18 protein-coding genes and 1 pseudogene are annotated in these 26181 nt (G+C 40.8%); 15 read left to right on the top strand and 4 right to left on the bottom strand.

Annotated elements, in window-relative coordinates:
- Positions 1–163: 163 nt before the first annotated feature.
- Both ACXHJ1_RS14150 and ACXHJ1_RS14155 read left to right on the top strand, forming a co-directional pair.
- Positions 164–295: a hypothetical protein gene (locus tag ACXHJ1_RS14150; protein ID WP_258196270.1), complete on the top strand. Its 132-nt coding sequence runs from the start codon at positions 164–166 to the stop codon at positions 293–295.
- A 1-nt stretch (position 296) separates the two neighbouring features.
- Complete coding sequence (locus tag ACXHJ1_RS14155; protein WP_017426816.1) at positions 297–464, top strand: hypothetical protein; 168 nt, start codon at positions 297–299, stop codon at positions 462–464.
- A gap of 170 nt (positions 465–634) precedes the next feature.
- Here ACXHJ1_RS14155 and ACXHJ1_RS14160 read toward each other — a convergent pair.
- Positions 635–886: pseudogene (locus tag ACXHJ1_RS14160) on the bottom strand (phenolic acid decarboxylase); the annotation flags it as partial.
- A 200-nt stretch (positions 887–1086) separates the two neighbouring features.
- Between ACXHJ1_RS14160 and ACXHJ1_RS14165 the strand changes: the two are divergent.
- The 12 genes from ACXHJ1_RS14165 (at position 1087) to ACXHJ1_RS14220 (ending at position 19868) form a co-directional block, all read left to right on the top strand.
- Positions 1087–3327 carry a right-handed parallel beta-helix repeat-containing protein gene (locus tag ACXHJ1_RS14165; protein ID WP_457904807.1) on the top strand — a complete coding sequence of 747 codons (2241 nt, stop codon included), beginning with the start codon at positions 1087–1089 and terminating at the stop codon, positions 3325–3327.
- A gap of 884 nt (positions 3328–4211) precedes the next feature.
- Positions 4212–5885, top strand: a complete 1674-nt coding sequence (locus ACXHJ1_RS14170; RefSeq protein ID WP_107733174.1) for a dsDNA nuclease domain-containing protein — start codon at positions 4212–4214, stop codon at positions 5883–5885.
- 14 nt (positions 5886–5899) lie between these two features.
- Complete coding sequence (locus ACXHJ1_RS14175) at positions 5900–6565, top strand: ABC-three component system middle component 1 (protein ID WP_457904808.1); 666 nt, start codon at positions 5900–5902, stop codon at positions 6563–6565.
- Entirely contained in the window at positions 6547–9513 is a 2967-nt protein-coding gene (locus ACXHJ1_RS14180) for an AAA family ATPase (protein ID WP_107733176.1), read from the top strand. Before ACXHJ1_RS14175 ends, ACXHJ1_RS14180 begins: the two co-directional genes overlap by 19 nt.
- A gap of 140 nt (positions 9514–9653) precedes the next feature.
- Positions 9654–10427, top strand: coding sequence for a hypothetical protein (locus ACXHJ1_RS14185; protein WP_107733177.1), 774 nt, complete (start codon positions 9654–9656; stop codon positions 10425–10427).
- Positions 10428–11634: 1207 nt separating this feature from the next.
- Positions 11635–11940: a hypothetical protein gene (locus ACXHJ1_RS14190; protein ID WP_457904809.1), complete on the top strand. Its 306-nt coding sequence runs from the start codon at positions 11635–11637 to the stop codon at positions 11938–11940.
- A gap of 404 nt (positions 11941–12344) precedes the next feature.
- Positions 12345–13739 (top strand): TldD/PmbA family protein, encoded by a 1395-nt coding sequence (locus tag ACXHJ1_RS14195; protein WP_044787747.1) that lies wholly within the window; start codon positions 12345–12347, stop codon positions 13737–13739.
- A gap of 3 nt (positions 13740–13742) precedes the next feature.
- Entirely contained in the window at positions 13743–15086 is a 1344-nt protein-coding gene (locus tag ACXHJ1_RS14200) for a TldD/PmbA family protein (RefSeq protein ID WP_044787746.1), read from the top strand.
- A 215-nt stretch (positions 15087–15301) separates the two neighbouring features.
- On the top strand, positions 15302–16693 hold the full coding sequence (gene thrC / locus ACXHJ1_RS14205) for a threonine synthase (protein ID WP_044787745.1): 1392 nt from the start codon (positions 15302–15304) through the stop codon (positions 16691–16693).
- Positions 16694–17111: 418 nt separating this feature from the next.
- Positions 17112–18488 carry an NADP-specific glutamate dehydrogenase gene (gene gdhA, locus ACXHJ1_RS14210; protein ID WP_019688217.1) on the top strand — a complete coding sequence of 459 codons (1377 nt, stop codon included), beginning with the start codon at positions 17112–17114 and terminating at the stop codon, positions 18486–18488.
- Positions 18489–18771: 283 nt separating this feature from the next.
- A complete protein-coding gene (locus tag ACXHJ1_RS14215) occupies positions 18772–19164 on the top strand; it encodes a MarR family winged helix-turn-helix transcriptional regulator (RefSeq protein ID WP_026065410.1) in 393 nt (130 codons plus the stop codon).
- Positions 19165–19214: 50 nt separating this feature from the next.
- Positions 19215–19868, top strand: coding sequence for a nitroreductase family protein (locus ACXHJ1_RS14220; protein WP_016821829.1), 654 nt, complete (start codon positions 19215–19217; stop codon positions 19866–19868).
- Between the two features lie 120 nt (positions 19869–19988).
- Here the strand turns inward: ACXHJ1_RS14220 and ACXHJ1_RS14225 are convergent, their stop codons facing one another.
- On the bottom strand, positions 19989–21152 hold the full coding sequence (locus ACXHJ1_RS14225) for a VanZ family protein (RefSeq protein WP_044787744.1): 1164 nt from the start codon (positions 21150–21152) through the stop codon (positions 19989–19991).
- A gap of 7 nt (positions 21153–21159) precedes the next feature.
- A complete protein-coding gene (locus tag ACXHJ1_RS14230; protein ID WP_016821827.1) occupies positions 21160–22503 on the bottom strand; it encodes an amino acid permease in 1344 nt (447 codons plus the stop codon).
- A gap of 332 nt (positions 22504–22835) precedes the next feature.
- Between ACXHJ1_RS14230 and ACXHJ1_RS14235 the strand changes: the two genes are divergently transcribed.
- Positions 22836–24830: an ABC transporter substrate-binding protein gene (locus tag ACXHJ1_RS14235; RefSeq protein WP_457904810.1), complete on the top strand. Its 1995-nt coding sequence runs from the start codon at positions 22836–22838 to the stop codon at positions 24828–24830.
- 168 nt (positions 24831–24998) lie between these two features.
- On the opposite strand, the gene ACXHJ1_RS14240 is transcribed toward ACXHJ1_RS14235, so the two are convergent.
- Positions 24999–26051 (bottom strand): 2,3-butanediol dehydrogenase, encoded by a 1053-nt coding sequence (locus tag ACXHJ1_RS14240; protein ID WP_016821825.1) that lies wholly within the window; start codon positions 26049–26051, stop codon positions 24999–25001.
- Positions 26052–26181 lie beyond the last annotated feature (130 nt).

A 26181-nucleotide genomic window follows, 5' to 3' on the forward strand; every position in this document is an offset into this window, starting at 1 on the left:
ATAGGAATATGGTAATATGCAAGTGCCGAGATCGGATACCATTTTTGAACGTAAGGATTTGGAGTTGAACAAAATAAGGTTATTCCCTTCTGTGACGTGCAATCAACTTGCTGTGGTTCAATTACTTTAATAAAACAGATGCAGGGAAGGTCAACATATACCAATGATGTATGTATTTGCGGGGAATAATGGAAGCGATAAAAGTACGATTGAGAACCTGGTTGTTGACCGACTGGGAATTAGCGTAAATATTGATCCTAATGCCCTGCCCAGAGGAACCGAAGAGACTTTCTGAGATGGATATTGTGAACAGACCTGAATTCTCGGAATGGGAGGATAAGCATCATTACAAGCAAGCATTGGAGAATGAAGCTTTGTACTGGCAGGGCATGAAGGACGGAGCACAGTTTGTATATGTTGTATTAGAGATGATGCTTCATGATGAAAAAGAGAAAGAAGAATAGCCAATGGAGATTAGATGGTTATAGAGAACTTTAAAAAAGATGCTGGGCACCTACCAATCTGGTCATACCCCTGTCAAGTAGACAGGGTATGACCAGGTTGGTAGGTGTTTTAATTGTCTTACGTTATGAGGCACAGGCTCAGGCTTTTCAGTTCAATTCGTCTTGATTGACTATGCTTGCAACTTACCCGCACGAATATCATCTGTCATGCCCGCGTAAGGTGCCTGGGCAATCAACTTCTCGTTGTTCACACCTGCATTTTCAATGAAAGTAATATATGCGAATTCAGGAACTACATGCTTCGGATAAGTCTCATACTTTTCACGCGTTTCTTCCATCAGAGGGATGAAATCATATTGATAGCGTACTTTAATCTCTGGATGCTCATGCACCCATTTCGGAAAGAAAATAATACCATGCATGGTCAATGAAATGGCTGGATGGGTTCAGTATCGGAGAAGCTTCGCCGAAAGAATCATAAACTTTAAGTCGGTATAAGTCGATTAAATAATTAAGGGCTTATATATACACAAATTTCTATATTAGAACATATCTAGCGGTGAACTTAAGCCCAGGCGTAGAAGCCGTATCTAAAAATAGAATTCATTCCAGGAGGTAAGCTATGAATAAGAGAACAGGCTTTAGATTTTTAGTTGTAATTATGATGATTTATGTATTTACTTTTAATCTGGGTGTGGAAACTGTAAAGGCAAATTCCGTATATTATGTTTCTACAACGGGGAATGACATCACTGGGACCGGTACACTATCAAATCCATGGAAAACCATACAAAAGGCAGCAGATACCATGAAAGCCGGAGATACCTGCATCATACGAGGTGGTACATACCGGGAAACAGTAACACTTCATACTTCCGGAACTTCTGCAATACCCATAAACTTTGAGGCTTATACAGGAGAGAACGTAACGGTATCCGGTGCCGATCCGGTTACTGGCTGGAAAAATTACTCCGGATCCATCTATTATGCGGAAATGAGGGGTTCCCTTGGAACAAAAAATCAGATATTTGTTAATAAGCAAATGCAATTTGAAGCTAGATGGCCCAATTCATCAACACTTGATCCCTTAAATTCAACATATGCAACAGTTGATTCCGGTTCCACTACAACCATCAAGGATGGAGACTTAACTCAGGCACCTGGATACTGGGTTGGCAAAACGGTTTGGAGTGTTCCGGGAACAGGCTACAAATCTTATAAAAGTACCATTACCAGCTCAAGTGACGGCTCCATTACCTTTGATCAAATAGATACTGCAGCGACAGGCGGTAACAGCTATTATATTACTGGTAATCTTAAAGATCTTGACAGTGCGGGAGAATGGTATTATGACAGCATTACTGGCAGACTTTATTTATGGGCACCTGGTGGAGTTGATCCGAATACTTTGACAGTAGAAGCAAAGAAGCGGACTTATGCATTTGATTTAAGTTCCCGCTCTTACATAAATATTACCGGAATTAATATCTTTGCCTCCAGCATTAAAATGTCTAATTCTAATTACTGTAAAGTTTCTAATATGATTGCGGAATATGTCAGTCATGATTCAGATGTTACCAGACAATACAGTACAGGGATATTTATGTCCGGTACCAATAATGAGCTTAGAGACAGTACTTTGACCTACAGTTCCGGTAATCTGGTGAGTATAGAGGGAACAGGAAATAAGGTAATTAATAATCTTATTCATGAAGCAAATTATTCAGCAGCGGATATTCCGGCAATCTATCTATTGGGGGCAAACCATCTAATCAGTCATAATACGGTATATAACGCTGGGCGTCATCTGATATTTATGCCTACCCAAAACAGCCAGATACAATATAATAATCTGTACAATGCAGGAAAGCTGACAAAAGACTTCGGAATACTCTATGAATTTGCCTGGGATGGGCAAGGGACGGTAATTCATCATAATTACATCCATGATAATCTGGCAAAGAATTATTCCGGCACTGGTATCTATCTGGATAACGGTAGCAAGGGCTATATTGTGCATCATAATGTTGTATGGGGAAACTATACAGGGATAAGATTGAATACACCCAGTAATTTTAACCTGATTTATAACAATACCACCTACAGTAACGGAAATGTAGGATATTGGGGAAGTAATTTTCAGTCAGATATGTACGGCGACAGAATTTTCAACAATATCTTTACTACAGCCTTTACACTGCCTGGTACTCATGTAGAGGGAAATAATATTACCTCAGAAACCAATCCGTTATTTGTGAATCCCACAGCACATGATTTCAGGTTGCAGTCTACTTCTCCAGCTATTAATGCAGGGGTTGTAATATCTGGAATCACGAATGATTATGTTGGTGCGGCACCGGATATTGGAGCATATGAGTTCGGTGGAACTGACTGGACTGCCGGGCATGATTTTTCTTCACCTCCGGACCCGGTTTTTGAGAGTGTCAGCTTACTTTATGTTAATAACGTAAGTCAATCTGATTTCGAGAAAGGGATAATCTCACCATGGGCGGCAACATATTCAGATACTGCTGCAAGTGTATCGGTACCAAGAAGCGGCTCTAAGAGTGTTAGATTGGGACCCGGAGAAGATGGTATCGAGCAGGTACTTACGGGGCTAAGTCCTAATACCAGCTATATGTGTACCGCCTGGGTTAAGGCAGACATAGGAGAGCGGATTCAGATTGGCGTTAATGGCTTTGAAGGAACGGATGCATCCGCAACATCTGACAGTACATCCTGGACAATGGTAAACATTCCTTTTACAACCGGAGCAGGCGCCACCAGGGCAACAGTGTATGCTTACAAGAATCCTGGTATAGCATATGTTTATGTGGATGATTTTGGGGTAGTTGAGCAATAAATTATTTTACTGGTTTTATGTTTGACAGGATTGTCAGAAAGTCAGAAAAACCAAGACTGCCTTGGGGCAGATGGATCAGGAGGGACACTTTCAGTAGAAAATAAAAAAAGAAAGACATAAAGACTCTGATCTAAAAACGATAGATTTTCCGCCAAGGGGCGACCAGGCCTTAAGGTCATCATTTTTGTACACTCAAGGCATGTGGAGTGCGTGGTAGTAATATATCGAGATAAGAATCATTGATGCACGAGGGATTAAGAGCAACTTGAATATGTTCCTGCATTCATTTTCACATATATAAGGTATGTGTAATCGAATGCGCTGTCAGTGCGGAGGGCTATTAGAAATAAATTGGTGGAAATAGTAAAGAGGGGCTGCGAACCCCTCTTTTTGTTGCTGGCTATTATTCTACTAAGATGGTTAATTTATTATCCCTAGCCTTCTAATCCAAAAACTTGGGCAAAGGCAGTCTCAGTTTTTATCCCCTCCCCTTTTAGCTGAATAGTCTCAGTACTATTTTAATCCCAGAAGGTACTAGGTCTTTAGTAGTGTTTGGAGATTTTTCTTGTTCCATTTATCCCCATGAATATGCTATAGTGTAAGAAAAAAAGAAAATTTATGCAGTAATTAGTAGAATAGTATATTGAAATGTTTCTTTAGACTTGGATAAATAGTCCTGTTTTATGGCTAGGAATTTGAATCAATAATTTATCTAAATTTAAAGTATGAATATAATGAACGTGGATTAATACTTCATGAGACTTTTAATATTGGATATAAATAAACTGTTAAGAGGATATTTGATTGCTAGGAATCTACTAAGTTAGTTTTAACCGAGTACTAGTTTATGTTTAAAATAAAAAACAAGCTGGAGACCTTAAATTATGAGTATAAACTTTACCACTAATATGAATGTAGACCAAATGGAATTTACTCGAAAAGTTAAAACTTGGATGAAAAGTAATTATGACAGGTGTGAGGATGAGAAGGATTACGAAGATGACATTCAAGCATTATTGCAAGGATATTCGACTGAATTGGGTGGATTAATAGCAATTAGAGGTTTTATATACCAATACTATGTGGCTATTTACTATATGCTCGAAATGTTGCATCGAAAAGATGCATGGTGGAATAAAGTCATTTTTGAATTAATGGATGATATTACTTTACTAGGACCAAATCAGGTTCGATTTGTACAGGTAAAAACAGTTAAGGAATCAGGTGAAGCCAATTATTTTAGTTTAGGGGACTTACATAAAAGAGAAAAAGGAGAGTTGAAAAGTTGGCTAGATAAACTGTTCTTGAATTATCCTAATTTTGAGAATAGTTATAGAAAAAAACTTCTAGGAACAGAAATAAATGATATTGATTTTGAATTTGAGATAGCAACTAATAACACGTATAACGGAGACATAAAAATATACTCAAATAATTCTAAGTTCGAGATAACTGACGTAGGAGAATTGAGCAAGCTATCAGAGAAATTGTTAATACCTTGTAAATCAACAAAAGAGATTTTACCAAACCGTGTAGGAAAAGATATAACATGGTGTTTGTCCCGGTTTCATTTAAATCATATGGATCGCTTTATGGGATTAAAAAGTCAGATTGTTAGTATTATAAAGGAGTTAAGTGAGCAAGTATCATCAGATGCAGCAGAATACATCTTGAGAGACATATTTAATAATGTATTAGAAAGAACGCAAAAAGATAGGATTTCGAATACGGAAGACTATATTTTTACTAAGGAACAAGTGCAAAAAATGATTCAATATAGTAAACCTGCAGCTATACGAACTGCTACAGGTTACTTACACAGTCAAGATATTCAATCAAAATTCACTGATTGCATTGAAGAATTACGTTCTGACTTTAAACAGATTATTTCTCCAGCTAAATTTGACTTACTTCAAACCTTGACATGGATTCAAGATGAATTTGTAAAAAAATCTCAAGATGATGTTTTTGTTTATGCTAGATTTTTACATTTATTATTTGACATGAAAAGTAGTAGCTCAGAAAGAAATATTAAGAATTTAGATGAAATGACTGCTCTGAAACAGTCCTTGAAATTAATGACACTATGTTTAACTTTTTATGTAGATAAACAATTCTTACTATCGAACGCTTCGATGGTTACTAATCAAGGCAATCATTCAGTAAATCAGCAGCGTGAGCCGAAAATTTTTACGTTATTTCACGCTAATCAATCTGCGTATTTTGATACTATTTGTAAAAAGGTCAATGACACAGTAGATGGGTGCCCTATCCTCCAAAATATTCATGAACAATTTCATTGTCTTATATTAGGTTCAAAGAAGCGGAGTTTTTTAAAAAAACCTCTTGGTGTAACTTCAATTACACATAACTATCAAGAAATTTCTGAACAAGTAGCAATTACTGATAAGCCTTCATTAATTAAATATTATGATCCGGATTTTTTAAATGATGTGCAAGAATACTTTTATGATCTAGAAGAAGAAATATTCTTAACCAATTTGCACGTAATTGATTATTGGCATGAGTTATTAGAGGATAACGGAAAATCAATGTAAAGGAACGGTGCAGTATGAAGATTGAAGATATTAGAAATTTTCTTCACGATGAAGCAGATTTTAAAGTATTATCGTTAGATAAAAATGAAGATTTAGTATTTGAACCTTCGGATTTAAAATTAAACACTCCTGAAAAACTACTTTTACAGAAAAGCTTTTGGGATCATGGTCTTGAGGCCTGGATAAATGATCAGCGTATAGTAGTACTGAAAGTCTACAGAAGCTTTACTTATTTAAAAAAATTCTGGAGAGAAAATCAAATTATAATATCGGAATTGCTTAATTTTCTTCCTTTAAAATACAAAAACAATTTGTATTTTTTACTTATTCTAGATTTTCATTGGGACCAAGATTCATATAACGAAGTATTAACTGAGAAAAACAGGATAGAAAAAAATGCAATGTATTGTAGGAAATATGTTTTTCAAGATGCAGAAGATATTGAAAGAATCCCGTTCTTTATTGAATTTGAAAAAAAAAATCGAGGTTATTTTTCTTACGAAGAGAGATTTATTGAATTAATTACTAGAAGTTCTACAGAATACCATTCTAAGATTATCGAAATTATCAATGATTATTTTAAACCAGAAATGCAAACTATATATAAAGATAAATCGAATTTTAAACTGACTATTGAAAAAAAATTGGAGGTTAGTGAGTTATGGAAATATTCCAAATGAGCATTGATAATTTTCGAATATTCTATGGAAAGCATACCTTCTCTTTTATAGGAAAAAGGTTAATCATTCTTCGAGGATTGAACGGACATGGAAAAAGTAGCTTTTTTGATGCCATCGAATGGTGTTTAACAGGTGATATACAGAGATATGTTGGATCTGCAGAACGGCAAAAATTTAATTATACAATCCATCAGTCTCTACTATCTCAAGATAATTCTCTAGTTTACATAGAACCACAAGCCAGCGTAGAAATATGGATCAGAAATAAGGATGGTCAGGATTTTAAAATTAAGCGTATTCAGCATGTCAGGAAAAATATTGCAAAACCAATTTTTATTAATGATGAAGAGTATGGGGTAAGAGAAGGAAATCAAAAAATTCGTGAATTACTATTGAATACATTTACTGGAAATGAAGGCAATAAAAAAGATTTAACCAAAGTTGAATTATCTGTATTACTTGCTTCTACACAATTTTTATCTCAAGATAAACTCCAGGCATTTGTTACGGCAAAGAAGCCAAAAGATCGATATGCAGTAATTGAAAAGGTATTAGGCATTCAAAAATATGGATCAGAATTTTTACAGTATTTAAAACAAGTTAAAGAGGTATTGGAATCTCAGAAGAATAATATTTTTGAAATAATAAATAGAGAAAGTTCCCAATTAGAAATTAAAAATCATATTTTAGAAACCAAAGAAGATTTAGTGAATAAAATTGGAGGAGAGACAGCAGAAACTTTGGTTGAGAAGGTATCAAACCTTATTGACGAAATTACTGACTCTGAAATCGAAATGCCAGCGGTTCAATTGCGGGATCTTTCATCTTCTGTTCAAACTGAGCTATTGGATTATCGCAAACATCTTCAAAAAAGTTTACTTAAATTAGAAAGAGATTACAAACTAGTGCAAGAAGCTGAAAATCTGTTTTCTTTTTCAGAAGAAAATTATACAGAAAAATTTTCTGAACTGACAAACCAGTTAAAAACTTTAAACGAGAAGCTAACTGAGTATGAATCAAAGGAAAGCAAAGGGGCACATAAACAAACTAAGCTAAATTTGTTAAAAGAATATAGAACCCATTACAAAGAAACTAAAGTAGCTCTAGAAGCTCTCCGTAATAAGAAAAATGAAAATGTTCAAGCTCAAAATCAGATAAAAAAAAATCCTCTTCTAATAAAAATTGAACAATCTTATAAAGATTTAGAACATTTCCATCAATTTTATACTGATCAGTTAAAATCTTATAATAATTCACAAGAATATCTAAAAATTTTTGAGCAGGAAAGACATTTAGAAGTAATAAAAGATAGTCTAGCTCAAGTGAGATTAAAAGCAAATACTAACACTACTATTCTTCAAAGTATTACGAATGAAATTGATAAACTGAAAATAAAGAAAAAAGAGCTTGAAGCTGTAGTAGAAGAGCATGAGCACAATACTATTACTCAGATAATACACAGTTTGCAAACTCATTTGTTGCATAACTGTGGTGAACACGACCCATGTCCTGTATGTGGATCATCATTCTTAGATGCTCTATCTTTACATGAGGCCGTTAGATTTCAATTAGAAAAATACAATAAAACACTTAATAAGAATAACATTCTTCTTCTTGAAACAAATACTGAATTAAGTAGATTAGAAGGGGAAAAGGAAAATATATCTAATGAATTCTTTATTTTGGATGCTCAAATTAAAGAATTAGTTGAAAAACTAAAAAACGAAGAAATTGTTTTAGTAAGCAATCGTGCAAAAATTTTAACAGATATACAGCAGTTAAATGAAGAGCAAGTTAAGGAGCGGGTAATAAAGATAAGAGAATTTTTAAGTTTAAATGAAATTGCAAATACTCTGTATCTCTCGTTAGAAAGGTTAAACAAAGAAAGTATTCCAATTAATGAGCAGGAAAAATCGTTTCTAGAAATACTTTCAGAACTAACATCAAAGGGAGACAATCGTATTAGATTATTAGAAACTGAAGATGGTATTGAACATCGATTACAACGACTTGATATGTATTTACTTCGTTTAAAAGAAACGAAAAATAAAATTATATTACAAAGAGATCATTACAATAATGAACTAATTAAAATCAAAAATCAAAAACAAAATAAAGAAATGAAACTGATTGAGATTCAATCTACTATTCCTGACTTTAAAATTGAAGAACGACAAGCAATAATTGATCAATTAACAGGTCGGAGTAATCGTTTGAAAAAATGGGATACAGAATTGGAAAACCAATTATTAAAAATAGAGGCTTTTTTATCTCAAAGTAATGTAATGGTGTTAAGAGCAGAGATAGCCGAAATGGAGAGTAGATTAGATAGCTATAAAATAAAAGATAGTTACTATGATAAAATGCTACTTCAATTAAAACAGTTAGAAGAGAACCATGGGGAAATTCAAAGTGAACTAATGAATGAATATCTGCAAAAGCACAGTGATGAAATAGATAATTTATTTGTACAAATTAGTCCACATGCGTTTTTTAAACATGTTCATTTAGTTCCTAAAGATGGCGAATTATATATAGTAGTTAGTGATAAAAGAGAACAAAATTTATCCCAATTATCTTCTGAAGAGCTTGAGAGTCGTTTCAATGCCAGTCTCACTTTTAGCTCTGCTCAATCTAATGTTTTAGCTGTATGTATTTTCTTGGCTCTTGGTCTTTCGCAAGAATGGACGCCGTTACAAACGATAGGTATAGATGATCCATTTCAGAATTTGGATGATATCAATGTTTTTTCATTCTTAGATGTACTAAGCCAAATCTTGTTAAGTAAGCAGGTGATTATAAGTACACATGATGATAATTTTGCAAATTTAATAAGACTTAAAAGTGGTTTGAGAAATGATCAAATGACTGAAATTTGTCTTGAATCTTACAGTAAAGAGAGCATATCTATTCGTTCAGATTGCTTAATTACAACCTCCATTAATTAATGATGTTTCGTTGTTATTGAGATACCAATCGAAATTGATTCTAAAAGCTTCTATCCAATTCGAACTGCTAATAAACTGTTTTTTAGGGGCGAAAGATTTAAGAGTGAGCATGAAAGAAACTAGAAAGTAGGAATTTATTAATGTTAATAGAAGATCTATTAAACTATTATAAAAATAATGTTACAACCTATTCATTAGTATATAGGTATATGCGATTTACTTACACAATTAGCACAGGATTATTAGTCTCTTTAATTTTTTTTGCATACTTATCTCTTTTAGCGATGCCTACTGTATTTATAAATTATCATATCTTTTTGTACATTTTAATTGGTTTTATAACTATATTGTTTTCTTCTATTATAGCTTTAATAATAAGTAACAAGAAAATTCGGCGTATAATTTATAGCCACTATAAAATAGAGACAGCAAATGATTTATGGCGTACGGAAGAGTTTAATAATATGCAATCACAAATACTGATTAATTATCTTAAAAGAAAAAAGCTTTACACTGCTGAAAAGCTTAAGCTTTTAGTAGTGCTTTTAGATAAAGAGATTGGGAGAAGTAAAAGTCCATCTTTTTTAGCATCAGGTGCTTTTTTGGCCTTATTCGCCCCAATATGGTTGCAATATATTATAGGTATATTTAAATTTTTAGACAATTTGGGTTTTAACTATACTTCGCTTTTTGTGTTTGTTTCAATCTTTCCTATTATATTTATTGCAATTTGTATTGGAACTTTTAAAAAATTGATAAACTTTTTTCAGGATTTTTTTATGATTGAAATTAATATAAAGAAAAAATTTATTCTACACATCGAAAATATACAGTTAAGATTTAACGAAGAAGAGCGGAATGAGATGAAAGTTTCTCTTAAAAGAAGTAAGAAAGTTGAAATTGTTATTAAATAGATATATTTTGTGGTGAAATGCCATTTATCCTTAATCCTATAATTTTCAGATTATATACGTGGTGGTCAGAAATTTGCTCTTCTATGCTGTGTGTAGAAGAAAAACGTATACGCCATTTTATTACTAAACCTGTTCAATTGAAATTATTTAATATCCAATTTTTAGGTCATGGCAATATATGCTGGGTCTTTTATTATACTTTCATTTGTTTTCAAAACATGAACTTCCCTCCTCTTTAAGAACAATTCGTCCAAATTAACTCTTGTAATGCGAACGTATATTCTATATAATCTTTAGGAACATTCGTTTCCATTTAATACATAGAGATAATACCTATCTGAATGGAGTTTTCACAACCATAACACACAAACCAACAAACAGGAGGCCGAAATTTGTCCAGAAATACAACACAAAATCAATCAAAATCAACCTGTTCCATTTTAACGAGATCACGGTTGAAGGCGATTAGCTTTACGCACCAAAATCCAGTAATCGTACATCACCGTATCGGACAGTATTTATCTCAATCAACTCAAACGAGTCGTAGCTGAATGTGATCCTTTCATCGGTGTTACCGAAATCATCTTTATGCTCAAAACTGATCAAATTGATGAAGTTGATCCATCCCAACTTGCTCTGTTTGAAAGTATGTTACGAGAGGGCATCTACTATAATGGAAAGAAATATGTTCATTCGATCAAGTGACCTGCGATGGGATGTACACAGAGGACAGAATTTATTCAAGTAAAGTATGTTGCTGATCTGTATCGACGCATTACACTCGGTAAAATGCCAACGCTCACTAATATCCATAAGTGGGGAACAACACTTGGTGTGAGTCGTTCAGCAGCTCAGCCATTCCCGTATATTCCTCGCATTATTGTTATTCAGATTATGAAAAAGATGCGATCATTGAGAAAGTTTGGTTACTAGAATATTTTCAATGATTCGCAACATCAGAAATTGGTATTCAATAAAAAGGCGAAGCGACGTGAATATTTTAAAGCCAGAAAGAATTGAAGCCATCTACGGAACAATTACATAATTTAGATTGTACACCAAATAAAATGAAGTCATGTAATAGTCGGTTTTATCTTCCATCTTGAATTGCTCTAGGTCGTCCCTTACTATTTCTCATTGCTACGTATCCACGTACCACATCCGTTATCATCCTTTGCTACACTTTGATTATAAAGGAGATGATAACTTGGATACCCAACCTAAGATATTAAAGAGCGTGGAACATACAAACCCATCTGAAAATATTGCTGAGCAATACGAAAGTTTGGTACGGCAAGAAGACGGACACATAGAGAGACTTAAAACATGCACAAAGCTCATTTGGGATGCGCTGGCTATTATTTCACAAAAGGCAAGTGTACTGCACATGGAAACCGTCAAAGAAGCAGCAGACCATCTTCATATCATGGAACTGGACTTACGAAGAGAACTGTTTAAAGTTCGTTTGAAAAAAAGTATTTTGGCGAACAAAATGAAACAAACCCAAGCATAACAGCGGAGGGGACGGAATCGTTCTGAAGAAGCGGAGCGTTCGCCTTTGAACCCGGATTTTTACCGTTAAAATATAATTAAAAAAATCTGGGGGCAACAGCGATCGGAAGAATGATCCGTCTACGTAGCGACCTTAGATGCACATACTTGCTCAATTCACCCAGTAATCAAGCAACTCAAGCTAACCTGACATGACCTTTCAAGGTCTGATCAGGTTTTTTCATTTCAATCCCTCCATCCCTGCACATAAATCTTCACACTCCCCAAACACACCGCCATCCAGATAGTTACACCATCTCCCAACATCATGTATAGTAAAGTTATGGGAAATAAACATGAACCCGCATATGATCTTGATTACTTAAACGTACAATAAGAAACATGGCAAAAACGAGGAGGAACGTGATGATACATCCAACACAGATTCAGGATATGCTGCAAGCCGCGTTGGAGACGGGCGGAGATTTTGCAGAGGTGTTCGTCGAGGACCGTACCAATGGACAATTGGGCATGACCGGGGGCGTCGTGGATACGGCGCTGTCAGGCCGGGATTTTGGGATTGGCATTCGGATCATGAAGGAACATTTTTCGGTGTATGCCTACACCAGTGATATGAGCGAACAGAGCCTGATCAGACTGGCCAAATCGGCTGCCAAGGCTATTCGTGGAGGTGGAGCGCCAGGTGCACACACCATTACACTCCATCCCCATGCTATCCCTAACCAACATCCGATTGCGATCATCCCTGACGGTTCACAGAAACGCGCCAAGATTGACATGATGAGACGGGCGCATGAGGCGGCAAGCCAATATGATCCTTCCATCACGCAAACCTCTGTTGGGATTAGCAACTCGATCCAGAACGTCTTGATCGCCAATAGCAACGGGCTGTTGGTGGAGGATACCCGTACGTATACACGTATGAGAATAAGCGCGATTGCGACTGATGGGGAGCATAGACAATCCGGGTTCCGTGGGCCAGGAGCGTATGCTGGGACTGAATTCCTGGAGAACCTGAATATCGAAGAAAATGCGAGACACGCCGCTCGCATTGCGTCCACGATGGTGAAAGCGGGATATGCGCCTAGCGGCAGACTGCCGGTCGTGATTGAAAATGGCTTCGGCGGCGTTCTTTTCCACGAGGCGTGTGGGCATGGGTTAGAATCAACGGCGGTGGCGCATGGAACCTCTGTGTTTGCAAATAAGATCGGGCAGCAAGTGGCTTCGCCGCTCGTCACAGCTATAGATGATGGAACGATTCCGAATGCATGGGGCTCGCTCAATATCGATGACGAAGGAGCGCCGACACAGCGCAACGTACTGATCGAGAACGGTATTTTAAAAGGATATCTAATCGACCGCATGGGCTCCCGCCAGATGGGTGTACCTGCGACAGGATCGGGACGAAGACAGTCCTATAAATTCGCGCCTGCATCCCGTATGAACAATACGTTCATTGCGAATGGCGAGTCTACCCGTGAAGAGATCATTGCCAATACGGAGTACGGGATCTATGCCAAATCGCTGGGCGGGGGTTCGGTGAATACCTCGACGAGCGAGTTTAATTTTGCAGTCGAAGAGGCTTATATGATTCGCAATGGTAAAATTGCCGAGCCGGTCAAAGGCGCAACGCTGATCGGCAAAGGCATTGAAACCCTGCAAAATATTGATATGGTCGGCAACAATCTGGATCATGGTCAGGGGATGTGCGGCTCGGTCAGTGGAAGTCTTCCGGTCAACTGCGGACAACCGACGATTCGTGTATCCGAAATGACCGTCGGCGGACGAAAGGGGGAATAGGCAATGAATATTCAGCAATTTCAGGAAGCGTTGTTCGCGAAAGGTCGGGAAATGGGCTACGCGGATATGGAAATCTACTATGTAAATGGACGTTCTACCTCCGTAAAGGTGCTAAAGGGAGAGATTGACCAATATACCATCGTTGAGAATGGCGGACTTTCCTTCCGTGGTGTCATTAACGGCAAAATGGGCTATGCCTCTACGGAGAAGCTGGAGCCGGATGTGATCGACTTTTTATTGGAAGAAGCTCGCAGCAACGCGTATATATTGGAGAGCGAAGAGCAGGATGAGCTGTTTGCAGGCTCTGAGAGCTACCCTGAACAGCCTGCTTATGCCTCAACGCTTGCCGACACAGCTCCTGAGATTCTGATCGAAGCGGCGCTGGAAATGGAACGTACAGCGCTTGCCGCAGATCCACGGATCGTGATGGCTCGACATTGCTCGGTCAGCGTTCGTGAGAATGAGGTCCTGATTGTGAATACCAAAGGGCTGCATTGCCATCGTCACAAAAGTCTGGCGACCGCTTATGTGTATGTGATTGCAGCAGATCATGGCGAGACGGTTACCGGGGGCTGGCATGATTATTCGCTGCGGAGCGTGGAGGAGATCGATATTGCGGATGTGGCGCATAAAGCCGTACAAGAGGCTGTTTCCAAGCTGGGGGCGCACACGATCCAATCGGATAACTATCCGGTCATTTTCCGTCATGATGCAGCCGCACAATTGCTGGCTGCCTATACGTCGGTATTTTCTGCGGAGTCGGTGGATAAAGGCTTTTCACGCTTAGCTGGGAAACTGGGACAAAAGGTGGCAAGCGAACATATCACACTGATTGATGATCCGCTGATGGAGAACGTTCCGGCAGGCAGCACGTTTGATGCTGAAGGCAGTGCGACACGCCGCAATGAGATTATCAAGGATGGCAAACTACGGACGTATTTCCATAACCGCAAGACGGCTCGCAAGGCTGGGGTGCAGAGTACCTCTCATGCTTCCAAAGGCAGCTATAACGGTAAAATCGGGGTGTCGTATCATAATCTGTACGTGGCTCCAGGCACGTCTACATTGGAGGACATGATTCGCAAGACAGATCGTGGGCTGATGATCGTCGAGCTGCAAGGGCTGCATGCAGGTACGAATACGGCGTCTGGTAACTTTTCGCTGGCTTGTTTGGGATACTGGATTGAGCAAGGGCAAGTGGTCAGAGCGGTCAATCAGATTACCGTATCAGGCAACTTCTTTGATGTACTACAGCAGGTAGAGGAAGTTGGCAACGATTTGCATTTTACAGGAAGCTGCACATCTCCTTCGCTCAAGCTGGCTGCACTTTCGATTTCAGGCTCCTAATGGCTGGAGCAGCCTTCTTTTTTCAGACTTACGACCTGTTCCTGACGTTCTGATTGTCTAGCAATGACAGATGCCTGATGCATCGGGGTATGGTAAAGTAGGAGAAAGTCTTTAAAATATGAAAAAAAGGCTTGGTTACAGCACCGCGACAGGGTATTATAGACAATAATATATTCGAAAAAAGGTTCGAATTGAATTTTTATTGGGGGATGTATATGAGATATATAAGCACTAGAGGTCGCGTAGAAGCCAAGGGATTTATTGATACTGTGCTCATGGGGTTAGCTGACGATGGAGGACTAATGGTGCCGGAGCAGATTCCGACCGTGTCGGCAGCTACGCTGGAGCAATGGGCGACATTGAGCTACAGAGAGCTGCTGCTGGAAGTTTTTGCGCTGTATATCAATGATGAGATTCCTCGCGAAGATTTGGAACAGCTGGTGGAGCGCAGTTATGTAAGCTTCCGTCATCCGGAAGTTACGCCAGTGAAGAAGATCAACGATTCCCTGTCTATTTTGGAGCTGTTCCATGGGCCTACGTTTGCGTTTAAGGATGTGGCGCTGCAATTTATGGGTGAATTTTATTCCTATGTGTCCAAAAAGCAGAATGAGATTATTCATATTTTGGGTGCAACCTCGGGCGATACGGGAGCAGCAGCGATTCAAGGCGTGCGTGGCAAGGAAGGCATCAAAATCTGTATTTTGCATCCGCATCAAAAAGTGAGCAAGGTACAAGAGCTACAAATGACGACAGTAGACGATGAGAACGTGCTGAATCTATCTGTAAAAGGGAACTTTGACGATTGTCAAAAAGTAATTAAGGACCTGTTTGCAGATTTGGACTTCAAAGCCAAACATCATCTGCGGGCGATTAATTCGATTAACTTTGTGCGTATTTTGGCGCAGACGGTATATTACTTCTATGCTTATTTCCGGGCGCAGGAGTCTGCGGGTACGAAGAAAATCAATGTCAGCGTGCCATCCGGCAACTTTGGCAATATCTTTTCCGGCTTTCTTGCGAAGAAAATGGGTCTACCCATCCATAAGCTGATCATTGCCACGAACGAAAATAATATTTTGGAGCGCTTCGTGAAGACAGGCGAATACCAGCCGGGCGATTTCAAAAGCACATACAGTCCTTCCATGGACATTCAGGTGGCAAGTAATTTCGAAAGATACCTGTACTACTTCCTCGGAGAGGATGCAGCCAAGGTATCTGAATACATGAATAACCTCAAAACAGAGGGACGGATTGTGATCGGTGCAGAAGATTTGCAGCGTGTCCAGCAGGATTTTGAAGCGCTGGGTGCTTCGAATGAGCAGTGTCTGGAGCTGATCAAAAAGTACAAAGCTGAATACGATTATTTGCTTGATCCGCATACGGCTTGCGGTATTGCCGCGTATGAGGCGTATAATGGCGCGGACGAAGTCTGTGTGACCTTTGCGACAGCACATCCGGCCAAATTCGATGAGGCGATCCGTCTGGTGGACATTAAGCAAGAGTTCCCGGCGCAAATTGAACAATTGTTCTCCAAGCCGCAACACCAGCAGGTGGTAGAGCATGACGAGGCCGAAATTGTACGTCAGCTTGAAGCCTTTTATGTGTAACAGAATATTTCCGTAATGGTGAGTTGTTACATTCTTACGGATGGGAAAGAGGCTGCGCCCTGAGCGCTAGCCTCCTTTTTTATATCCATATTTTCCAGATATGATGTATGTTTTAGTTTCAATTTGTTCACATTATAATGCCACATAGAGTAAGGTGTTAGAGCCTTAGAAATCGTGAAAAAAGCCCGTAAATCAAGGGATTTGGCTTTAGGAATATAACAGGCAGTGGTAGGTTCATAGAGTTATTTAATGAAGGATACAAAAATCTTTTATAGGGAAATTGGATGTATTTATATAAAAAATCATGTATAGTTAACTAAATTTTATGAATACATAAAGTTCCACTCTCGAAGGTGCAGAATAAAAGTCATTCCGTCATTTAACAGAGGGGCTAATTATAAAAGGGGTGTATTAAATAATGACCATGATCCGTCCAGAGCAGAGTCAACAAGCAGCAGCCGAATATGTGCAGTCCGTTTTTGAGAAGGTTATCGCGCGCAATCCTCATGAGAATGAATTCCATCAGGCCGTCAAAGAAATTTTGGATTCGCTAATTCCGGTATTGGCTAAGCATCCTAAGTATATGCAGCAGGGGCTTTTGGAACGGCTGGTGGAGCCAGAACGTGTCATTACCTTCCGTGTACCTTGGGTAGACGATGCAGGCAATGTACAGGTCAACCGTGGCTTCCGCGTACAGTTTAACAGTGCGATTGGTCCTTATAAAGGTGGACTTCGCTTCCATCCATCTGTGTACCTGGGTATCGTCAAATTTTTGGGCTTTGAGCAAATTTTCAAAAATGCGTTGACGGGTCTTCCAATCGGTGGTGGCAAAGGCGGTTCGGATTTTGACCCCAAAGGTAAATCAGATAACGAAGTGATGCGTTTTACACAAAGCTTCATGACGGAGCTGTATAAATATATCGGCCCAGATGCCGACGTTCCGGCAGGGGATATTGGTGTAGGTGGCCGTGAGATCGGATACATGTTCGGGCAATACAAGCGGATTCGCGGAGGACATGAAGGCGGCGTCCTGACAGGTAAAGGGATTCATTACGGAGGTAGTCTCACACGAACAGAAGCGACTGGATACGGTTGTGTGTATTTTGTAAACGAGATGCTGCAAGCTCAAGGTTTGTCCTTTGAAGGACAACGTGTTGTTGTGTCAGGCTCTGGCAACGTATCCATTTATGCGATTGAAAAAGCACAGCAACTCGGTGCTACAGTCGTGGCATGTAGTGACTCGAATGGTTATATCTATGATCCAGACGGTATTGATCTCAAGCTGGTGAAGCAGCTTAAAGAAGTGAATCGTCTGCGGATTAGCGAGTATACGAAAGAGCGTCCAGGCGCAATCTATACAGAAGGCTGCTCTGGAATCTGGTCAATCCCATGCGACATCGCACTGCCATGTGCGACACAGAATGAAATCGACGAGCAAGCAGCACAGTTGCTGGTAAGTAATGGCGTAAAAGCTATCGGTGAAGGTGCGAATATGCCGTCCTCGCTACAGGCCATTGAAGTATTTTTGGAGAACGGAGTTCTGTTTGGACCAGCCAAAGCTGCCAATGCAGGTGGAGTAGCGGTTTCGGCACTCGAAATGTCGCAGAACAGCATGCGCCTGTCATGGACCTTTGAGGAAGTGGATGCCAAGCTGCATGATATTATGAAAAATATCTATGCTAACAGCGTGAAGGCGGCTGAGGAATACGGCGTGCCAGGCAATCTGGTGGTCGGAGCGAACATCGCCGGATTTGTGCGTGTGGCTGATGCTATGCTGTCTCACGGAATTATCTAACTCAACGTCACAATTCCTTTTCTCCATTGTACAATGATTGAATAACCTAGCTAATAAAAGCAAAATTGAAGCTGAGCGGCTCCGTGTGAGTCGCTCAGCTTTTATTTGGCATGAGGCACTTTATTTTTCTCAGGGACTTGATTTATTGCTAAAGAGGATGTATATTGCTTGATAGATCAATAATTGATGGATCAAAGGTTGGATCACAAGGCCCAGCGATATGCTAAAGGGAGGAGAGGTTGATATCACCCAGACACCATCCGAGGCTGATTATATTTTTGATATGTTGCTGCTACTGAACAAGCAGATTAGCTCCAAGTTCGAGCGGTGTGCAGGAGTCAGCGCATCCAGATTGCAGCTATTATGCAAGCTGTATCAAGTGGAGGAGATTAGTCAAACGCTGCTGCAAAAAGAGGTTGGCATTGACGCTGCAGCCGTTACGCGTCATTTGAAGCAACTGGAAGCGACAGGAATGGTCACACGACGCACGAAGCCAGAGGACAACAGGGTTACCTTGGTAAGCCTAACCGATTATGGGCGTGCGCGTATTGTCATCTTTAAGCAGGAGCGCTCGCAGTTTGTAGCTCAGCTGCTACAGAGCTTCGACGAGACCCAGCGGCAGCAGCTAGCTGATATGCTGCAAGTGATGAATAGTCATATATCCAGTATGGACTGACAACATTGTAATTTTACATTTACCCACAGAGGAACAAAGGAGAGATTGGAATGAGTAATACGAATACATCCAATATTGTAAAAACGAATGATTTTAAAGAAATCGCATTGGGACGCCGTTCGGTAAAAGTATACGATCCGTCCGTGAAGATCAGCCGCGAGGAAATGACAGAGATTTTGACAGAAGCTACACGCGCACCATCTTCCATTAATCTGCAACCTTGGCGTTTCCTTGTGATTGACAGCCCAGAAGGTAAAGCAACTCTGGCACCATTGGCTCGTTTCAACCAACGTCAAGTGGAGACATCTTCTGCTGTAATCGCTGTGTTTGGGGATCTGAACAACTTTGATAATTTCGAACAAATCTTTGGAGAAGCTGTAGAACTGGGCTATATGCCACAAGACATTAAAGAAATGCAACAGGAAAAAGTAACAGCCCATTTTGCTGCCCTTGATCCCGTTGTGAACAGAGAAACAGTTCTGATCGACGGTGGTTTGGTATCTATGCAGCTTATGCTGGTGGCACGCGCTCATGGCTACGATACCAACGCTATCGGTGGTTATGAAAAGGATCAAATTGCCGAGGCCTTTGGTATGGACAAAGATCGTTATGTTCCTGTTATGCTCATTTCGATGGGTAAAGGAATCAACGAGGGGCACCCGTCCACACGTTTGCCGATTGATCAAATTGCACAGTGGAAATAAGTTAAGTTATATCTATACGCGACATAAAAAAACAGGCGGAGCAAAGGACATCCTTTGCTCCGCCTGTTTTTAGTTTGCCGGATGTAACGCTGATTCGGGAATTGATGACGTCCTTTAGTCTTAGGGTGATCCTTGACCTATATTCGCATCTGGTGTCTGTCCAGAGTCAGCAGTGTCATACTGAGGTGGATGATCACGCTTGGGCCATATAATCTGGTGAGAAGTATGGCTAAGCTCCTCATAAAATAACGGTGCTTTCTTGAACAGGCGTATGACCAGATGGAGAAAGAACCATCCGTTCAACACCAATAGCACAAGACCGATCAGCACACTTACCCAAGGGGACACTTGAGACCGCAGCACAGGTCCACCCAGTACGTAATTCAGTCCAAAATACAACCAGTACAAGAGACTGTACCGCTTGATGAGCTCCCACAGGGAAACTCGTTTTCCTCTCCCTGTAAGATGAATACGTACCAGCCATTTCCCTGGAGTCCGTCCATTCGTCAGGTAAGGAACCACCATAAAGTATATCCCGCTGGAAATCCAGAAAGCAGCAGATACATGCAGGGACTCCATCATGCCGAGTAACCCTGTCCAAAGGATAGAATCCACTAAGAAGGCTACTCCTCGTCTCGTATAGGACACCCGTTTGGTTGTAATGTCCACATGCTTGTCCAGATGCTCCAAGCGGGGAAGAAAGCGTGAAAACCATTCGCCGAGCAGAAAGCCCAGCATACCGCCCAAAGTATTGGCCATCAGATCGTCCACGTCAAATACACGATACGCATGGTCAAAAAATCCATACAATCCTGTCAGCTGTGTCACCTCAAAGAAGAGAGACAAGGCGAAGGACAGAATCAGACACCAGCCCCATCGTGCACGGAAGTAATAACGTAAGAACATACCGAAAGGCATGGTCATCATTACGTTAAAAACCACTTGCAGAAAAGCACGCTCCTTCAGCAGATGCAAATAACTGGAAGGATGAGCAGGTGAAACGGATGTTTCTCTTATGATGTCTTGCACGAACTGCAAGGGCATCCACTGCAAAGCTCCCCCGGCCAAAGCTGCATTATGACGCGATGCCGGAAGCGGTAGTATGACTAAAAAGAAGGCGTTCATCAAGTATAAAAGCATCAAGTAAAGCAGCCACGCTCTAGCCTTGTGAATATAGCCATGTCTGCGATATTGCACGATAAGGAACGGAAGTGTAAACAATAACGCAGCAACAGGGAAGGCCAGAAAAGCATATGAAACGGGAAACAGATAAGATTGAATCATGAGCTGTTTAAGCCTGCTTTCTCCGGAACTTCACCAAAGACCAGATGACCAAAAATGCCATGAAAGCCACGCATACGCTGATGCTAATCCGATTTTGCGGGTCAATCAAGAACAGGAAGGCAATGACCCATAGGCATCCGACCGTAACCGCCGTCACATAAGGAAATCCCCATATCTTGAAGGTAGGCTCCACTGGATAAGATTTGCGCAGTTTCAATTGGGACAGGCAGATGCAGCTCCAGACGAGCAGCACGACAAAGCCAGGTACAGCCATTAAAATACGGAACAGCCCGTCCTGAGCGACGTATGCGACCATGGAGCCAACAATCAGGATGACCGCGCACAGTTTGAGACTGTTCACCGGAACTCCATTTGAAGACAGGCGAGCGAGTGACTTGGGACCTTCTCCATTAATCGCCAGCGAATGGAGCATGCGTGTAGCCCCGTAAATTCCCGAATTGGCGGCTGACAGTACAGCAGTGATCAGAATAAAGTTCATGACATGAGCTGAGCCTTGAAGCCCTACAGAAGACAATACCTGTACAAACGGGCTGGTACTTGCATCCAGTTGGTTCCAGGGAATCAAGCCACAAATAATGAGAATAGGCAGCGTATAGAACAAAACAACGCGAAGAATAAAGCTTTTAACCACTTTAGGCAGTACCTTTTCTGGATTTTCAGTCTCCGTCAACGTCAATCCGATCAGCTCAGACCCTCCGTAAGAAAAGGTAACGACCAGCAATGCCGAAAAGATTGCCAGCCAGCCATTGGGGAAAAACCCGCCGTGCTGAGCGTAGTTGCTTAAATAAGGTGGAGTTTCAGTGGGGATAATCCCAAACAGTATACAGCCACCCAAGGCAATGAAGATAATAATCATGGCAATTTTAATGCCTGCCAGCCAAAATTCCAGCTCCCCTAAACCGCCGACACTCAGCATGTTGACGACAATAATGAAAGCCGCACTCGCTAAACTGAGGAGCCATAGAGGGACATCTGGCAGCCAATATTGCAGGAAGCTTCCCGCGGCAATGACCTCAATGACACAGACAGCCAGCCACATGAAGCAATACAACCAGCCGATAATAAAAGAAAGTCGTTCTCCAAAAGCCTTGCGAATAAAATCCTTCATATTCATGTTGGGGTAGACGGTAGCCATCTCGGCAATCGCACCCATAACGACCAAGAGCAGCAGTCCTGCGAAGACATAGGATAAAATAACTCCAGGTCCTGCCAAGCTAATCGTTTCGGTGCTACCCTTAAAAATACCCGTCCCGATGACTCCACCCATAGCCATAAAGGTAATATGCCGTGGTCGAAGCTTTTTGTGTAAAGTTGCTTCATTTGATTTCAATATGAAATCCTCCTTCATCATAGTGTACAGCTTCAGCATAGCCCAAGCAGGGTTACTTCAATTAGACTTATACTACATGAAAATATCCAATTAGGAAATGAAAGAAATAGGATCTGGTAGGGAGATTAAAATAGATAGAGGAAAAAATGTAGAAACAGAGGCAGAATGATATTGTTGACGATTGTTGTAATATCGATATCATTCTGTCTTTATGTTATATTCACCTTGTTTCGCGCGGGAATAATTGTTTCATGGTAGCCAAAGTAAAGGATGATATATAATGAGGTTGGTTTGGAAAAAAGTATGAATTTATGAAGCGGAGGCTTTGATACGTGAAGCAGGATCGGCAAAAGCAGACAGGTTCTCAATCCGGGATGAGCAAGGGGCATGAAGCTGATGAACTGAACAAGCTGCTGTCCGTATGGCTTCATTCGTCGATCCGTGTCATGGATGTCCGGCACATTCGATTGGAAGCGGAAGAGCTGGTTCAATTATATCGTCTCCCAGCGCATGCCTTTGTGTTTATGCTACAGGGTAGCGTGCGCTTGGCTGATGATTGGAAAGATGCATCCCACTCAGGCTATGTACTGCATGTCAGCAAAGGTTTTGACCTGAATATCAAGCCTTCATCATGCGGGATCGAATATATTCTTGTACTATATAAAGCAACTTCTTTATCAGGACGCACAGTTTATCATCAACCTTCGGCAGCTTATGGTTTCATACCGCCCTATCCGGCTATACTATATCAAAAGCTGCAGCTACTGGCGAACACATGGCAGGATCAAGAGGCGTTATCCAAAGTTCAGGCGCAGGGTCGATTCTATGATTTTGCATATGAATGTATGCGCCAATCGCAGGAACCGCAGGCTCGGACCTCCACGCGGGATGTCGTGGCACAGGCAATTCGATTTATGCAGGCTCATTATGCGGAGTCCATCACGCTGGAACGTCTGGCCGGCTTATTGGAATGTAGTCCGCGACACCTGACCCGGTTATTTAAAAAACAAACGGATAGTAGCCCGATTACGTACTTGATTCAATTACGGATGGACAAGGCGAAGGAGCTTTTACGGAAGACGGATGCCACTTTGCAGGATATTGCTGTGAGTGTGGGGTATTCAGATGTCTATTTCTTTAGCCGGGCATTCAAAAAATATACTGGCGTATCCCCGGTTCATTATCGGGACAGCTTATATTCATCTGCTTTTGTTAGTGATATGCGTCTGGATAATCCATCAAGCCTGTCTGAATGTTCCATTGATTCAACAGGTGGTGCCCTGCATACTGGTATTGAGGATAATAATCATTATCAAAACCATGACGAAGGGATTTTACAAATGAATAGAAACACAAAGCATTCCATGGCATTTATTGTATTGCTTAGTTTTACCTTGCTGCTGAGCGCGTGCTCAGGCGCATCCAGTCCTGCGGCAACCGATGGCGCTGCGCAAGGGAACAATAATACATCAGCAGAACCAGCATCACAGGAAAGGGTACTGAAGGACGCACTTGGGCATGAGGTGAAGGTTCCGGCTCAGCCTCAGCGTGTGCTCGCTTCTTATCTGGAGGATCATCTGGTGGCGTTGGGTGTTAAACCGGTAGCCCAATGGTCGGTGGGTAAAAATTCAGTTCAAGCTTACCTGCAAAAAGAACTGAAAGATGTTCCTGCCATCGCTTCAGATCTTCCGTTCGAGGCGGTTCTGAACTTCAAGCCTGACTTGATCATTATGGACAGTGCTAGCATGGTGGAAGGCGACAAATATGATCAATACTCCAAAATTGCTCCAACCTACGTTGTGGGCAGTAATATGAATAATGATTGGCGCCAAGAGCTGCTGACCGTGGGTGAGGTGCTGAATAAGAGCAGTGAAGCGAAGCAGGCATTAAGCAATTACGACAAAAAAGCAGCAGAGGCGAAAGCCAAGCTCAGTCAGACGGTAGGACAAAAAACGGCTGCGGCATTGTGGGTAACGGATAAAAACGTATATGTGGTGAACCAGAATTTATCCAGCGGTGATGTATTGTACAAGGATTTGGGATTCAAGATTCCACAGGTCGTACAGGAAATTTCCAAAACAGCCAAGGCGAACTGGAGCAACTTATCGCTGGAAAAATTGGCTGAGCTGAACGCTGATTATATCTTTATCGTGAACAGCAAAAATGTGAGCAAGGATGAGATTATTAAAGATCCAGTCTGGGCAGGAATTCCGGCAGTCAAAGAAGGCCATGTATACGACTTTGGCAAGGATTCCAGCTGGCTGTATACAGGTACAATTGCAAACAGTCAAATGATTGATGATGTTCTGAAAAATGTAATGAAATAATGTAACTCAATCATCTAGATTATAATAAAACAGCGCTATTCTTACTTCACGGCAGAGACCATAGTAGGAGAGCGCTGTTTTGTCTTTTCATTTACATGGACGCTTGCCGTGCAACCTGGTTTTATAATAAAAGATGCCTGCACAGGGCAGACATCTGTTTTTTCGATATTAGGCTTTCGGAGATACCAGGATTTTAACCTGATTTTTTTCTTTCAGGAGACCTTCAAAACCTTGCTCGATTACTTCTTCGAGCTTAATACGTTTGGTCACAAGCTTGTCAGCAGGGAAATACCCTTTTTCCATCAAGCTGATGACAGCCGGGAATACATCGCGGTAGCCGATAATACCAGTCAGATTGCGTTCCTTCATAACGATATTGTTCGGTTTAATCGGAGCTTCTTTTTCAAAAATGCTGACGATCATGATTTGTCCGCTAATTTTAGTGGATTCAATAGCTTGAGTCAGCACAGGAGGTACTCCAGTGACTTCATAGGCTACATCTACGCCACCGTTAGTCCGTTTGTGCAGCTCTTCCACAACATCATAAGTTTTAGGATCAAGCACAATAGCACCCAGCTCTTCAGCTTTAGCTTTACGCTCCTCGGAAAGCTCTACTGCATAAATCTCAGATGCGCCCGAAGCTTTCAACGCTTCAATAACCAGCAATCCGATAGGACCAGCGCCAAACACGACAGCTTTGTCGCCGACTTTCAGTTGGCTTTGACGTACAGCATACAAAGCAACGGCCGAAGGCTCTACCAAAGCGCCTTGCTCGAAAGATACGCTTTCTGGAATTTTGTGAACCATGTGCTCGTCAGCTGCGACATATTCAGAAAATCCACCGCCGCCGCCTGCCAAACCGAGGAAGCCCATTTTATCGCAAAGGTTATATTTGCCTTGTCTACATGCATCACATTCTCCACATGCAAAAACCGGTTCTACGACTACACGGTCGCCAACCTGAATTTTAGTTACACCTTCACCGATTTCAACGACTTGTCCAGAAAATTCATGTCCCATCACAATCGGAGCTTTTTCGCCGGTCAGTGGATGCTGAGCGTTTTCAGGAATGAAGATCGGTCCTGCTACATATTCGTGAAGATCGCTTCCGCAAATGCCACACCATTCTACTTTGATTTTTACTTTTCCTGGAAGGGCAGCGGGTTGCTCAATGTTTTCCAAACGTAAATCTTTTACTCCATGCCATCTCAATGCTTGCATGTCTTGTCATCTCCTTGATGAATATATGATCATTGCTGCTATAAAAGTGAATGAATAAGGAAACGTTTCCGAAAAATAATATGTCACAATTTTTACACATTGTCAAACCAAATTAATGCAAAAAGCACTT

Source organism: Paenibacillus sp. ALE2 (genome assembly GCF_054113385.1).